This window comes from Mastigocladopsis repens PCC 10914 (genome assembly GCF_000315565.1).
GTDB classification, from domain to species: Bacteria; Cyanobacteriota; Cyanobacteriia; order Cyanobacteriales; family Nostocaceae; genus Mastigocladopsis; species Mastigocladopsis repens.
This window is the reverse complement of the sequence record NZ_JH992901.1, coordinates 5,371,794-5,386,346: the sequence shown is the minus strand read 5'-3', so window position 1 is coordinate 5,386,346 and position 14,553 is coordinate 5,371,794. Positions and strand designations below refer to the sequence as shown.

General features: G+C 43.7%; 12 protein-coding genes, 1 pseudogene and 1 CRISPR repeat array. Of the genes and pseudogenes, 7 read left to right on the top strand and 6 right to left on the bottom strand.

All coding sequences use genetic code 11. From position 1 onward, the window contains the following. Nucleotides 1-5 precede the first annotated feature (5 nt). Nucleotides 6-299, top strand: coding sequence for a CRISPR-associated endonuclease Cas2 (cas2, locus tag MAS10914_RS0125895; protein ID WP_017318854.1), 294 nt, complete (start codon nt 6-8; stop codon nt 297-299). A gap of 271 nt (nt 300-570) precedes the next feature. After that, a CRISPR array of direct repeats spans nt 571-3,031; the repeat unit is 36 nt; unit sequence CTGCCCAAACCTGTGATGCCGTAAGGCGTTGAGCAC. A gap of 19 nt (nt 3,032-3,050) precedes the next feature. On the opposite strand, the gene MAS10914_RS0125890 is transcribed toward cas2, so the two are convergent. Next, nucleotides 3,051-3,587 carry a helicase-related protein gene (locus MAS10914_RS0125890; RefSeq protein WP_026082823.1) on the bottom strand — a complete coding sequence of 179 codons (537 nt, stop codon included), beginning with the start codon at nt 3,585-3,587 and terminating at the stop codon, nt 3,051-3,053. Continuing rightward, nucleotides 3,515-3,757 carry a hypothetical protein gene (locus MAS10914_RS35070; protein WP_198015004.1) on the bottom strand — a complete coding sequence of 81 codons (243 nt, stop codon included), beginning with the start codon at nt 3,755-3,757 and terminating at the stop codon, nt 3,515-3,517. Before MAS10914_RS35070 ends, MAS10914_RS0125890 begins: the two co-directional genes overlap by 73 nt. 410 nt (nt 3,758-4,167) lie before the next feature. Here MAS10914_RS35070 and MAS10914_RS36470 point away from each other — a divergent pair, with 410 nt between their 5' ends. Continuing rightward, nucleotides 4,168-4,404 carry a response regulator gene (locus MAS10914_RS36470; protein WP_332248829.1) on the top strand — a complete coding sequence of 79 codons (237 nt, stop codon included), beginning with the start codon at nt 4,168-4,170 and terminating at the stop codon, nt 4,402-4,404. Nucleotides 4,405-4,874: 470 nt separating this feature from the next. Next, the gene (locus tag MAS10914_RS0125880; protein WP_017318853.1) at nt 4,875-5,279 is read left to right on the top strand and encodes a DUF2294 domain-containing protein; all 405 of its coding nucleotides are present in this window, start codon (nt 4,875-4,877) and stop codon (nt 5,277-5,279) included. Here the strand turns inward: MAS10914_RS0125880 and MAS10914_RS0125875 are convergent. Together MAS10914_RS0125875 and MAS10914_RS33660 are read right to left on the bottom strand one after the other, a co-directional pair. Next, nucleotides 5,254-5,643: a response regulator gene (locus tag MAS10914_RS0125875; protein WP_017318852.1), complete on the bottom strand. Its 390-nt coding sequence runs from the start codon at nt 5,641-5,643 to the stop codon at nt 5,254-5,256. The two genes, MAS10914_RS0125880 and MAS10914_RS0125875, sit on opposite strands and share 26 nt — an antisense overlap. Before the next feature lie 296 nt (nt 5,644-5,939). After that, nucleotides 5,940-6,485, bottom strand: a pseudogene (locus tag MAS10914_RS33660) (ABC transporter permease); the annotation flags it as partial. A 212-nt stretch (nt 6,486-6,697) separates the two neighbouring features. On the opposite strand from MAS10914_RS33660, the gene MAS10914_RS0125865 reads away from it, so the two are divergent. The 3 genes from MAS10914_RS0125865 to MAS10914_RS0125855 all read left to right on the top strand — a co-directional run bounded on the left by MAS10914_RS0125865 (nt 6,698) and on the right by MAS10914_RS0125855 (nt 8,527). Then, nucleotides 6,698-7,231: a lectin-like protein gene (locus tag MAS10914_RS0125865; protein ID WP_017318851.1), complete on the top strand. Its 534-nt coding sequence runs from the start codon at nt 6,698-6,700 to the stop codon at nt 7,229-7,231. Between the two features lie 261 nt (nt 7,232-7,492). Then, entirely contained in the window at nt 7,493-7,933 is a 441-nt protein-coding gene (locus tag MAS10914_RS0125860) for a DoxX family protein (protein WP_017318850.1), read from the top strand. Nucleotides 7,934-8,017: 84 nt separating this feature from the next. After that, nucleotides 8,018-8,527, top strand: coding sequence for an ureidoglycolate lyase (locus MAS10914_RS0125855; RefSeq protein ID WP_017318849.1), 510 nt, complete (start codon nt 8,018-8,020; stop codon nt 8,525-8,527). Between the two features lie 26 nt (nt 8,528-8,553). Here MAS10914_RS0125855 and mgtA read toward each other — a convergent pair whose 3' ends face one another. Both mgtA and MAS10914_RS34665 read right to left on the bottom strand, forming a co-directional pair. Further along, the gene (gene mgtA, locus MAS10914_RS31045; protein ID WP_084786408.1) at nt 8,554-10,629 is read right to left on the bottom strand and encodes a magnesium-translocating P-type ATPase; all 2,076 of its coding nucleotides are present in this window, start codon (nt 10,627-10,629) and stop codon (nt 8,554-8,556) included. Between the two features lie 703 nt (nt 10,630-11,332). Continuing rightward, nucleotides 11,333-11,470, bottom strand: a complete 138-nt coding sequence (locus MAS10914_RS34665; RefSeq protein WP_017318846.1) for a hypothetical protein — start codon at nt 11,468-11,470, stop codon at nt 11,333-11,335. Nucleotides 11,471-12,132: 662 nt separating this feature from the next. Here MAS10914_RS34665 and MAS10914_RS0125835 point away from each other — a divergent pair. Continuing rightward, nucleotides 12,133-14,544, top strand: coding sequence for a sucrose synthase (locus MAS10914_RS0125835; RefSeq protein ID WP_017318845.1), 2,412 nt, complete (start codon nt 12,133-12,135; stop codon nt 14,542-14,544). Nucleotides 14,545-14,553 lie beyond the last annotated feature (9 nt).

Below are 14,553 nucleotides of genomic sequence, written 5' to 3'. Positions count from 1 at the left end.
CGACAATGGCAGAACATAAAAATTGCTACCTCATTTGTTATGATATTCGCGATTCAAAGCGTTGGCGCAAAGCTTACAACCTACTCCAAGGCTATGGCGAACGAATACAATACTCTATTTTTCGCTCTTGGCTAAGTCAGCGATCGCGAGAGAAATTACGCTGGGAGCTAGAAAAGATATTAGCCCCAGAAGATACTCTACTTTTGATTCGTCTATCGCACCAGTGTGTTGCTGGTATACCAGCTTATAACCGTCCGGGTGCTTGGTCATTTCCAGAGGAGGCATACCGCATTGTCTGATGCAAGGATCTGTGAGTGTGAAGTCTTAACACAGAAAAACACAAGAACAAAACTCCCATTGGGCTTGCTATTCGAGGTTTTTAGACTAACGATCAGTGCTTGCATTTTCTCTAAATGACCTGAAAGTTAGCCTATTCAAGGGTTTTTAAAATTGTCTGCTATCCTTAGGGTAAAGTTTGGGTAAAAATTTAGCTACTTTGTTGCTTTCTAAAGCTAGGTGCTTGTAATATCAGAGCCGGGTGGTTATCTGATATGGGTTTCAGCAAGCGGACTGCCCAAACCTGTGATGCCGTAAGGCGTTGAGCACATAGTGCATCCGTACTGATTGGCAATTTGCACCAGTCTGCCCAAACCTGTGATGCCGTAAGGCGTTGAGCACATTTTTATCTGCTTATTACTTATACTAACGAAGTTACTGCCCAAACCTGTGATGCCGTAAGGCGTTGAGCACCTTAACAGAAGGTAACAGTATATCCTTTAATGGACTGCCCAAACCTGTGATGCCGTAAGGCGTTGAGCACTAGTACTGGGCGCTATTGTCCTCTGTCGCTTCAGACGCTGCCCAAACCTGTGATGCCGTAAGGCGTTGAGCACAAAGGAGCATTATGAACTTACTCGAATTTGTACACCTGCCCAAACCTGTGATGCCGTAAGGCGTTGAGCACAACGGCGGACAGCGAAGCCAACTAGTTCCGATTGCGACTGCCCAAACCTGTGATGCCGTAAGGCGTTGAGCACAAGAAGTGTTAACAGAAGCTGGGGGGAAAGTTGGTAACTGCCCAAACCTGTGATGCCGTAAGGCGTTGAGCACACGTTAATCAGATACAGCTTTTCACGCTTGTTCATTCTGCCCAAACCTGTGATGCCGTAAGGCGTTGAGCACTTAGAAATTTGGACAATAGGGGACAGATGCTCGGAACTGCCCAAACCTGTGATGCCGTAAGGCGTTGAGCACATACACATCAAAACTCGATCCCGGAGATCCAGATCTGCCCAAACCTGTGATGCCGTAAGGCGTTGAGCACTAATCGTCCATACCTTTAGCTTCACCTTCTGGTAGCTGCCCAAACCTGTGATGCCGTAAGGCGTTGAGCACATTCTTTTTACGGAAAGTCTCTCATGGTGTGCAACTGCCCAAACCTGTGATGCCGTAAGGCGTTGAGCACAATTTTCAGCTTAAACCTTACGACTTCCCCGACTTCTGCCCAAACCTGTGATGCCGTAAGGCGTTGAGCACACGAGCAATACTCTTTAAGCGATAATTGTTTTAAGCTGCCCAAACCTGTGATGCCGTAAGGCGTTGAGCACACAAAGACGAATGACTGCCAGCGCTCAAATGTAATCCTGCCCAAACCTGTGATGCCGTAAGGCGTTGAGCACGGCATCTAGCAATGGGTATGCCCTCAGCATTGATGCTGCCCAAACCTGTGATGCCGTAAGGCGTTGAGCACAAGACCTTTTGCTTTTGCAAACCACTAACGGCTTCTGCCCAAACCTGTGATGCCGTAAGGCGTTGAGCACGAGAAGTTGGAAGCAAGGATAACTCGCTAAGGTTCTGCCCAAACCTGTGATGCCGTAAGGCGTTGAGCACATTTGGAACGAGATAGGCATTAACTCCTGTACCCTCTGCCCAAACCTGTGATGCCGTAAGGCGTTGAGCACTCTCCGGGCAATTTGTAAGCACCACCCAATTCAATTCTGCCCAAACCTGTGATGCCGTAAGGCGTTGAGCACCTGGCGATGCACGGCGCGCCAGTGGTGCTCGCATTGCTGCCCAAACCTGTGATGCCGTAAGGCGTTGAGCACGACAAGGTTTTAAATATCTTTATGACGATTTAATTGCTGCCCAAACCTGTGATGCCGTAAGGCGTTGAGCACTTTCTTTCTTTCTTCCAGCGCTCAACTCGGTCGCAAACTGCCCAAACCTGTGATGCCGTAAGGCGTTGAGCACCAATCCAAAATCAGCATCATCGGTGAGCAACTCACCTGCCCAAACCTGTGATGCCGTAAGGCGTTGAGCACACCATTACCTGCTTGCCCTCAATGGCGCTAATGACTGCCCAAACCTGTGATGCCGTAAGGCGTTGAGCACTTTTTTAGTCAGCTTAACGAAAAGATTGACTATAACTGCCCAAACCTGTGATGCCGTAAGGCGTTGAGCACTCTGCTAATGCTCAGCAAGCTTTGACAGCTTATGCTGCCCAAACCTGTGATGCCGTAAGGCGTTGAGCACCTTCTCATTGGGATGAGCACGGAGATGAAATAACTCTGCCCAAACCTGTGATGCCGTAAGGCGTTGAGCACATTTTTCTGGCAACAACGTAACCTTTACGACAGAGCTGCCCAAACCTGTGATGCCGTAAGGCGTTGAGCACAAAGCCTACGTAAGCAATCGCTGTCCTTTGAGCAGAGACTGCCCAAACCTGTGATGCCGTAAGGCGTTGAGCACGGTTGCTTTTCAAAAAGCCATGAAACAAATAGCCGACTGCCCAAACCTGTGATGCCGTAAGGCGTTGAGCACGTAACTACGTACCCGTCTTCAGCTAATTTGATTACTGCCCAAACCTGTGATGCCGTAAGGCGTTGAGCACAGTTGTTATCAACGGATTCAGTCTTGGTCAAAACACTGCCCAAACCTGTGATGCCGTAAGGCGTTGAGCACAAAGCTAAGAACGAAGCACTTGCATTAGGTATCACTGCCCAAACCTGTGATGCCGTAAGGCGTTGAGCACATTTTTTTAAAGCGAAATACTAGACCGTCAACAGATTGGGTAAATCCCACAGCTGCTGGACTACCATCTTGTCTCTGGGTGAAGCGAATTGTCGTATCAAGTTCCTGGCCATTGTCGAAGCGGATGTTAGCATGAGATGCGATCGCTTTTCTAAAACTGGGTTAAACAAAATATCATAGCCTTGATAGGCGATTCTGTCCCGTCCATAATCAGAAAGCACCACCACCGTCCAAGGTCGCATGGTTCTGCGTCGTCCCGCCCGTCCTTTCCTTTGCAGAAATGAGGCCATATCTCGCGGTGCTTTGTGCTGGATGACATCTCCAACTTCTGGATCGTTAAATCCCACTTCCAGGGATGCAGTAGCAACAATCACGTCTGCATTTGGGGTAACTCCGGTATCTTGGGAACTGGTGCGCCCAATATTCAAAGGAAGTTGCAAACCGTGACCGATTTCTTGGCACAGCAGCCAGGATTGACCAGCAATCAGCCTTTCTCTACCATTAGCGGCGATCGCAAAGCCGCTAATGGCTGTCGCCGTGGTAAGGGACGACCCCAACTGTCTCGACCTTCGGCATCCAAAAGGTTGTGGAATAAGCGATTGGTAACATCTAAGTCATCAGTGAAGGCAAAAACACGGGAACCATAGAAACCTTTGCTAGGGGGGTCTTCAGATGGGCGGATCGTCCTTAAATGCTCCGGCTCATCTTGTGCTTCCCAATTGTTCACAATGCGAGTATAGACAAGGCGATCAATAACAGAGGCTAAAAAAGACGATTGCCACGAACATATTACAACTCAAACAGCATTGCTATGGCAGTGCTGCCCAATTTTGCAGAGCGCAGATAGGCAAAAGCCACACTTTAAGTAACGCATTAAGTAAGAACAGTTGCTAGGACGCTTTTAAGGCGACTCAAGGTTGATCAACTCATGCTTAATGTTCAAGAAAGTCCAATAGCTGACAAGAGGAAAAGCATAAAAATATCGGTTGCTGCAGCGCGAATATTGCTGGTTGAGGATAGCTATACGAATCGGCTAATGTTTGACGATTATCTCATTTATTGTGGATACCAGGTTCTCGATTTAGCTAATGGCTCTGGTTTTTTCAGGCTTTAGCTGACTTCCACCCGCATCTGATTTTGCTGGATTTGAAGTTACCAGACATCGATGGCTACACCCTACTTGAACAAAAGCAACAGTCAAACTGGCGGCACATCCCTGTGATTGCCGTTTCTGCGTTTGCTTTTAAAGCAGACGAGCGACGCGCTCGCAGCTTGGGGGCAATTCAATACTTAGTCAAATCAGTGAACCTTGATGAGTTGCAACAAGCAATTCAAGAAGTATTGCTCGATTACATTGACCAAGATTTGGCTTAATTTTAAAATTAACAAGCGACCTTTGTTGGTTGATAAATTCTTGCTTTTGAACAAGACCTGTTATTTTAAAGTTAGCGGAAATACATACTTTCTTGTTATTTTAATATACGCCCTAGATAAACACCTAGCCAATTTTGAAATTTATTATCATTGTCAAATAATTAATTAAACAACTTTTGTTGGTATAACACAGGCAATAGCTAAAAGCTTCTAAAAAAATATAGTATGCGAACTAATTCTTTATTAACTGATGTGATTAATGACATCAGTACCCTATTGGATTCGGAACTAAAAAAATGATTATGTGAATCAGATTTATTTATGAAACATATAGCTTTTGATGCTTGTTATAGATAATAGCAAGAGTAAAATTAGTTATTATGATAAGTAACTAGCTAATAAATTATTATTTTGTGTGTCAACCATTTCTATTCTACTCCAAAGATAATATTTTTAGGCAATCCATGAAAATGTCTAAACCTACAATTGGACAACTAGAAAGAGAAATAACAAATCGTATCCGCTCCTTGTATAGGAATCAACTTGGGCATCAAACAGGAAAAATCATTTGCCAATTTTTTGATAAAGAATTGGCAATCTCTATAGAAAATTCTGTGACCCGTCCTGAGCAAACTCTCATAACAGAAGGTTATAAGAGTTTGGCTGAACAAGTGCGATTAGATTTAAACAAAATAATTGCCCCACAACTCAAAGATTTGATTGAGGGAGTCATAAAAAAAATAGTGGTAGACCTATTGATAAATACAAGTTTAACAACAGGTCGCACTGGTATTATTATTTTTTTAGAAGCATTGCCAGAGGTTCGCAATTGTGAAAGTATTCCTAAGGCTAATTGTAAGAGTGTACCCGATTAAGATGGCAGTGGATAGCTGCTTCTAATTGAGGAAAATTATATGGTTTGGTAATGCAATCATCAGCTCCTGCTAGAAGAATGGAATCCCCGTCTTGTTCGCTTGTTAAAACTGTCACTCCAATAATTGGAATCATCGTTGTCTCTGGGTTTCGCTTCAAGTAATGAATAACTTGTAAACCATTTAAATCAGGTAGTGCAATATCTAGCAGAATTAAATCTGGTTGGTGGGTTTGCGACAAAATCAAAGCCTTGATTCCTTGTTTGGCACAAATACACGATAATTTTAGTAACTTAAAGTGAGAATTGAGAAGTTCTAAATAGTGTAAATCTTGTTCTACAACTAAAACCAATGGCTGCCTATACATAGATAACTCGTTGCCTTTAAAGAGAGACCACATACATCAAAACCGTCGTCACTAAAAAACTTGTTTTTAGGGAAGCATCATGTTAGCAAGATGTACGAGGCTTCCTCTAAGCGGCTGTTAGCGGCTTGAGATGGATTGACTCGTCTGTGACTCACTAGGCAAAGTGTCTCTGCGCTGATATTTAGGGAAGAACACGATGAGCTAGTGGCAACATCAAGCAAATATCATTATGTTAGATAAGGATTTCGTCAAGTGTCAGTTGAAAAAATTTAGCTTTGGTTAAATTCGATAGAGCTTTAGTCTCGTGGGTTGTCTTGCAAGTAGAGGACTCCCAAAGCTGCTGGAGGTGTAGACTGACCACCTAATACCAACAAGGGCAAGCATAGCTGTTAAATAGGGTCGCATAATCAAAAATTGATAAGGGATATTAGCACCAAACAGCAAGCAAGCCAACCCAGTTTCTAAAGGATACCACTTACCAAAAATTAAGGCTGCTATGGCAATAAAACCTTTCCCCGCACTCATCCCCTCGGCAAAGTATTTTATCTGCTCCAAAGTTAAATAAGCACCTCCCAACGCAGCTAGACAACCACTGATGACGACAGCAAGGTAACGCACCTGTTACACCCGAACCCCAGCCGTGTTAGTAGCTTTGGGATATTCTCCTACAGATCGTAAGGTAAGACCAAGGCTGGTTTAAACAAACTATAGGTGCTTAGAAAAACTAAAATCATCAGTAAATATACGACAATCTCCTGATGGAATAGCAAAGGCCCGATTAGGGGAATATTCACAAGACCACGAATGACAATTGGTTCAATTCCCGGCACACGCTGGATGCTGTCCTTGCATCCAAAATACCTACAAACTCACCTGTGTACATCACCGCAATCCGATCACTCATTACCATAACCTCATCAAAAATTGCTGCTAAACTTACGGAACATAAAGTATATTTCACTTGAACTTCACCACTCCAATTTTCTTACCGCGTAGTTTGGATATATCAATAACTGGTGTGAAATGCATCAGCCTTAAACAAAGAATGAATTCTATGAAATTAGCAAATATTATCGGTTCTGTGGTCGGTGGAGGAGTAGCGCTTATTACCCTGGTAACAGCCGATATAGCACAAGCAGTCACCTTCAATGGCAGTACATATTCTTTAACTACCACAACTACATGGACTAATGCTCAAGCACAAGCACAAGCTGCTGGAGGAAGCCTGGTTACTGTCAACGATATTAATGAGCATAATTTTCTTCTGAGTGCGTTCGGCACTACTGAATCTTTCTGGATTGGGTTTACTGATCAAGATGAAGAAGGTGTATTTGAATGGATTAGTGAGGAACCTGTCATATTTAAAAATTGGGTTCTAAGTGAGCCAAATAATTATGATGGTAGTGAAGACTATACTGCGATGAACCAACATACAGCCGGAGGTTGGAACGACCTAAATGGTCAGAATGTTTTGAGGGGTATTATCGAAGTTAAAACCACTTCCGTTCCTGAACCTTCTTCTACACTGACTTTCTTGGTCGTTGGTGCTTTAGGTGGAGGTTCATTGCTGAAGCGCAGACGGCAATAAACGGCTGAGGATAGTGGAATCGCTGCTATAACGGCGTTCTAAAATTGTCCTTTGCCAGTTGCGAAAACTTCGTGACACTAACCGGAACGTGGGTTAAAGCTTAACCGATGCGTGACAAGTTAAGGCGTGGGAGGGGTCAAACTGTTGCTTTTTTAATGCAGTCTCCTTATCCTCCCATCTTCCCACTCTCGACTGAAGACAGAGTAACATCAGGCAAACAAACTGAAGGAGTGGACGCAACTAAACAGTCAAAGGGAACAGATGAACAATATCAAGGAAATCTTTCGTGTCATCCTTGCTGTATGTATGATTGTCGCCGGAGTAACGCACTTTACGTCTCCAGACCAATATGTCAAAATTGTGCCGCCGCAACTGCCCTACCCTCTACAATTAGTTTATCTGAGTGGCTTTTATGAGATTTTGGGTGGTATTGGGTTATTAGTCCCACCTCTAAGTCAAGCTACTGCTTGGGGACTAATTGCTCTTTTTATCGCTGTTTTTCCAGCCAATATCAACATGGCCGTTAATAACATTCAGATTGAACATATACCAAATTCGCCCTGGTTACAAGCTGTAAGACTTCCTTTTCAGGCGGTTTTAATTGCCTGGGCTTGGTGGTATACAAAACCTTCAAATCCAGAAAAACAAGCTTCCATCATTCCCAAGTCTCTCATTCCCAAGGAACTGGAACAATTGCAGTGAGTCCCTTTTGCAGACCTCTGGGTAACCGCTTCTAAACAGGAGATAGAACAGAGGTAAAATAATGAGGGTGCAAGCGGAGTCGATATGGCTATATCAAAGACGGTTCAACAATTGCGGGCTGAATGGATAACTCCGGAAAATTTCCGTCGATACGGACAGGTGATTTTTGCTCAGTTAGACGGCACATCGTTTGATGCAGAAGATGCTCAACTCGTACTTGACAAAGGTATTCCCCGCTTTTATATCATGCAGCTGCACCGCAGAGGGCGGAAATTTCACACCATCACTCGCCATGTGCAATGCACTCAATGTTTGGGTTCATTGGAAGGGAAGGACTGGTTGATTGCCGTTTGTCCTCCTAATAATAATATAGATGAACCATCTCTAGAAGACATTGCTGCTTTCCGCATTCCAGGAAATTGCTTTATCAAGTTGGAGGTAGGAACTTGGCACGCTGGACCCTATTTTGAGCATGAAACCGTGGATTTTTACAATTTGGAATTAAGTAATACAAATGTGGTGGATCATTTCACTCACAATTTTCTCAACAGTCACAATTTGGAGTTTGAGTTTGAGATTTTGTCATTGAAATAGCACTTGATTCCAATCTTCTAAACCAATTATTCTACGCTTCCTAGGAATGAGTCTCGCCAAGAGTAATATCGCCTGCCGAAAATTCGACGACCTTCAATGACACCCTTTTCCAAAACCTTTAGGCTTTTTTCCAGTAGGATAATGTCTGATGACTCTCTGGCAATATCTACACCGGTATCGACGGAAATAGCAATATTGGCATTTCGTAGCGATACAGCATCGTTAATGCTATCGCCTATGTAGCCAACTATATGACCTTTGCGCTTTAGGATACCGATAACCCGGGCTTTTTGCATAGGCGACATTTTGGCAAACACTGTGGTGGTGTCCACGATGTCTGCCAGTTCTTCATCACTCATGCGTTCCACCTCACTACCCAGGACGCTATGGTGAACGTAGAGTCCTACTTGTTTGCAGATTTTACGAGTGACAATATCGTTGTTGCCTGTGATCACCTTAACACTAACCCCATGCTCTTGAAAGGTAGCAAGTGCCTCTGCAGCACTATCGTTAGGTGGGTCGAAGAAGGCTAGATAACCCACCAGTATGAGGTTGCTTTCATCTTTAATTTCATACTTATCTTTGGGTGGAGAAACCTCCTTGTAAGCAACAGCAATCACGCGCAGCCCTTCTTCATTTAGTCTCCGTGTCACTTGCAATACTTCTTGATTCAAGGACTCGCTCATGGGAACAACCTGCCCATTGAATTTGGCGTGAGTGCAGAGGCGAGCAATTTCTTCCACTGCTCCCTTGCAAATCAATATGTGCTGCTGTTGGTATTTCAAGACCACTGACATCCGATGACGAACAAAGTCAAAGGGCACTTCATCCACTTTGCAGTATTCCTCTGCGGGTTTTAAGGTGGTTTTCTGTTCTACGTGCTTTAGTAAAGCGACATCTAGCAGGTTCTTCAAACCCGTCTGGTAGTAAGTATTGAGATAGCCGTACTTGAGGGGTTCCTCGTTTTCTTGACCATGAATATCGGTATATCGCTCCAAAGTAATTTTGCCTTGGGTCAGTATGCCTGTCTTATCGGTACAAAGTATATTCATCGCACCCAAGTTTTGAATGGCACTCAGGCGCTTGATGATGACCTTCTGCTTTGCCATCGCTAAGGCTTTCTGTGCTAGGTTCACCGTGACAATCATGTGCAATATTTGTGGAGTTAAGAAAGTGGCGATCGCCCAGTTCCCCTTACCAATGCCATTGAGCAGGAACACAACTGACACCATAACCGCTATCAAGCCAATCAGTCTCCAGTTCCAACCGTTAACCCCTTTTCCAAAACTAGTCAACGCCTGTTTGCTAGCCATATTCTTTGCCAGCCAACCCAAGCAGGTGCGCTTGCCGGTTGCAACTATGACTGCTATTGCTGTGCCACTGACTACGCTTGTTCCCATAAAGCCAACTGTGGACGTGTCCAACGGATCTCTGCTGTTGCGACTGTGACTAATTGCCATCTTCTCAACCACACTGCCCAAAGTGTTGTGTTTCTTAAGGGAAAGGGCTTCTTGAAGGAGAACTGCTTGGCTGACAAACAAATCCTTGGTAAACAGTAGTCGTACATCAGCTGGTATCATGTCTCCAGCTGATAAGTGAACAATATCCCCTGGCACCAAGTCCTTGATGGGAATTTCTTTACGCCGTTCGCGATTAAAGCGTTTGTCCAAGCGGCTAACAGTAGCAGTCACACTCACCATTGCCTTGAGTTTTTCCTCTGTTTGTATAGAATAATACTCCTGCACAAAGCACAGTAATCCCCTCACCATCACCAGGAGCATCAGCACAATCGTTATCTCCATGTTTTTGGTCAGGTAGGAGACAATCGCCAACCCCATGAAGATATAGATGAGAGAGTTATTAAAAGAATTTAGCAGTAGGAAATACCACTTCGCAGGTTTTCCATAGGTCACTTCATTGCAGCCATACTGCTTGAGCCGATGGCAAGCTTCTGCTTCGGTCAATCCCTTACGGCTAGTATTGAGGAATACCAGTAATTTCCCTAATTCGGTGTTTGCTTCTTGCACCACAGGCATTGATGGTCGTAGGGGCTGAGGTTTCTCCTGGCGTAGTTTAAACAGCGATGGTAACGAAACTTGCATAGCTTCACGTCTATTACGGTATGAAATTTCTTGTGGGAATACAGTTTTACGAATCAAGTTTTGTACAGTGAACAGTTATCAGTAAGAAGACGCAAGACTAATAATTATTCACTAGAACTCTTGCAAAAGTATATTTTTTTATAAAACCACTGATGGACGAGGCAGTGCGTTGCGGAGAGAAGTTGCAAGGAGGGTTTCCCTCCGGGCAAACTGAGCGCAAAGCGCACGCTACGCGTTAGCAAAGCTCCTCCGCAGGAGGCACGGGGGGTTCCCCCCGTTGTAGCAACTGCCGTACCGATGCACACTGATGAATTATCTGTGTAAATCTCGTGTAGCCTACGGCACGACTTACGCCTACATCTATGGTTTATTTTTAAAGATAATTGACTTTTGCAAGAAATCTACTATTTGCTGGATACTGATTTGTTCAATTTGTCATGCTTGAATTACATGTTTTCACCACTTTGCATGATGAAATATGCTGATTTTTTAAATAAAAAATCAGAGATCAGCCTAATTCATGCATGACTGTTGTGATAGGAAAAATCGATGACAAAGACGATAACCCAACTCCTTGACATCTTCTCAAAAGTTCAGGAACTGGGAACTATAAATTATGCAGTTGAAATTAAACTTTGCATCGTTCATCTCCTTTTTTTGCAGTCGCTGTGCCCAGTGCCGACCAGAGATGAACCGCATAACTCTATATGAGAGCCAGTAGGGGCAGATTCATCACAGAATTCGTCAACTGTCCACGGCAGGAACTCTGGTCTGGGTCTTCGTCAGACACGATGGATTCCTCAATAGTAGTTTGGCTACTACTACTACCAGAAGCCTCCATTTCACCTTTCTCCTTACGAAATGGTTTTACGATTTTGAATTCAGAAGTTAGAAAAAAAAGGTTCTAACTAAGGAGCTTCAAGATAACACAGAAATATTTCTGCATTTATCTTAATTAAGACAAAGGAATTAATACCTATTAGGAGTATAGCAAAGAGTTTTCATATTAGGATAGTTACCGAAAAAAGATAATCATGGTTAATTTAGTAAAACGTTGTTGTTTTTAGTCTTAGATGAAAATTCGACTTTTGTCTTGAGCCAAACGGTAGAGGAGCATCTCATAATTAGTCGTTTATCTTTGTCATGAAAAACGACTAACATGACCAAGATAAACGACTAATGATTATTGGCTAAGAACAACTTTAATCAGAAAAAATGTAGTTTGAATGCGTTACAGGCAGCAAATAAGCAACCATAAAAAAAAGTAATATATATTACATCGCTTTTAAGAGTAAAATAAAAGGCTACTAACTCCTAAATAGTTTTAGATTTCAAACAGATACCTAAAACCTTTCTGTAGAAGCTGCTCTCTTAACTGAGATATGCGCTAACGTAGGGGATAAATAACCCTCTTTTAGAAACGTTGATACGGGAACCAGAGTTATTTTCAGGTTACGTGGAGAAGAATGAGGTCTTGGTCTAGCTAATGTTCAGAGGTTTGCCATGCATGAACTGGTTCAAACTGTCTTAAAGAGTGATGAGAAAACTGCTCTGCGTCATTTGGTCAATGCTCTGAGTGCCTCAGGTAAAAGGTACTTCCTGAGGAATGAAATTCAGCAAGCTTTTGCCGACTACTGTCAGCATTCGCAAAAGCCAGCCTACTTCTTCCACTCTTCCTCTCTAGGAAAACTAATACACTACACCCATGAAATGATTTCGGAGGAGGAAAGTACCTGGTTCCTTGTCCGACCAAGGATTGGTAGCCAAGAAGTTTGGCGGCTGGGAGCAAATATGACAAGCTTCGAGCAAATGACTTCAAAGGCTTTACTAGATGTGGGCGATCGCCTAGTTAACCGCTCTCAACCCCAAATCTTAGAAATTGACTTCAGCCAATTTTACCACGGATACCCCAGAATTAGCGACCCGAGAAACATTGGTCAGGGTCTAGGCTTCCTCAACCGTTACCTGTGCAGCCAAGTCTTGACAGACCCAGAATACTGGTTAGAGGTCTTGTTTGACGTTCTTCACCGACGTTCTTACGATGACATCCCCTTGCTCATCAATGCTCGCATTCTCTCAGGTTCCCAGCTCGCCAAACAAGTGAAGCAAGCCCTAAGTTTCCTCAGCGAACGTCCTCATAACGAACCCTACGAAAAATTTCGCTTTGACCTGCAAGAACTTGGCTTTGAACCTGGTTGGGGTAACACCGCATCGCGGGTTCGTGAAACCTTAGAACTCCTTAAGCGACTGATTGACACTCCAGAACCAGCCATCATAGAAGCCTTTGTCTCCCGTGTTCCGACAGTCTTTCGCGTTGTCCTCGTTTCCATACACGGCTGGGTTTCCCAAGAAGGTGTGCTGGGAAGACCAGAAACAACAGGTCAAGTCATCTACGTTCTTGAGCAAGCTCGTCACTTAGAAAATAAACTGCAAGAAGAAATCAAACTTGCTGGACTAGACCTACTGGGTATCCAACCCCAAGTCATCATTCTGACTCGCCTCATACCCAATTGTGAAGGAACACTCTGCAACCTACGCTTGGAAAAAGTTGACGGAACAGAAAATGCCTGGATTTTGCGCGTTCCTTTTGCTGAGTTCAATCCTAATGTGACTCAAAACTGGATTTCTAAATATGAGATTTGGCCGTATTTAGAAACATTTGCCCTGGATGCAGAAAAAGAACTCCTTGCACAGTTTCAGGGGAGTCCGGATCTGATCATTGGCAACTACAGCGATGGTAACTTAGTTGCCTTTCTGCTGGCGCGCCGTCTGAAAGTCACTCAGTGCAACATAGCTCACTCTTTAGAAAAGCCCAAACACCTGTTCAGTAACTTGTACTGGCATGATTTAGAGGATAAATACCACTTTAGCGCACAATACACTGCTGATATCATCGGGATGAATGCAGCAGACTTCATCATCACATCCACCTACCAGGAAATTGTGGGGACACCCGACACACTGGGTCAGTATGAGTCTTACAAATGTTTTACTATGCCCGAGCTGTATCATGTGGTCGATGGGATTGACCTGTTTAGTCCTAAGTTCAACAAGATACCGCCAGGGGTCAATGAAAATATCTTCTTCCCCTATAACCAAATACAAGACCGAGATATTTCTGTTAGCAAAAGAGTCCAAGACCTACTTTTTACCCGCGAAGACCCCCAAATTCTCGGACACTTGGATAACCAAAGCAAGCGACCCATCTTCGCGGTTGGTGCCATCACTCCTATCGATAACCTTGCCGGCTTGGCCGAATGCTTTGGCAAAAGTCAGGAATTGCAGGAGCGTTGCAACTTAATTATTGTGACTGATAAGCTGCATCCACACCAAGCCATAAATTCAGAAGAAGCAGGAGAAATCGAAAGACTCCACAACATTATCAACGAGTATAATCTTCACGGTCACATCCGTTGGGTGGGAATACAGCTGCCCATTGCTGACCTTGGGGAAGCATACCGTGTTATTGCGGATTTTGCCGGAATTTTCGTCCATTTTGCCCGCTTTGATGCCTTCGGACGAACCATTCTCGAAGCTATGAGTTCCGGGTTGCCAACTTTCGCCACTCAATTTGGCGGTTCCTTAGAAATTATCGAAGATGGAGAAAATGGTTTTCATCTTAATCCAACAGACCTAGAAGGAACAGCCAAAACGATATTGAACTTTGTTGACCAGTGCAATGCTTATCTAGAACACTGGGATAAAATATCAGAGTGGGCAATTCAGCACATCCGTAACAAATATAACTGGCAGTTACATACCAAGCAGTTGTTATTGCTCTCTAAAATCTATAGCTTTTGGAACTTTGTCAATCAAGAAAGCGGCGAAGCTAGATCTCGCTACCTGGAAACTTTATTCCATCTGCTCTACAAACCTAGGGCTGAAAAAATTTTGGAACAACATATGCAAAGGTAACGGTTTCAT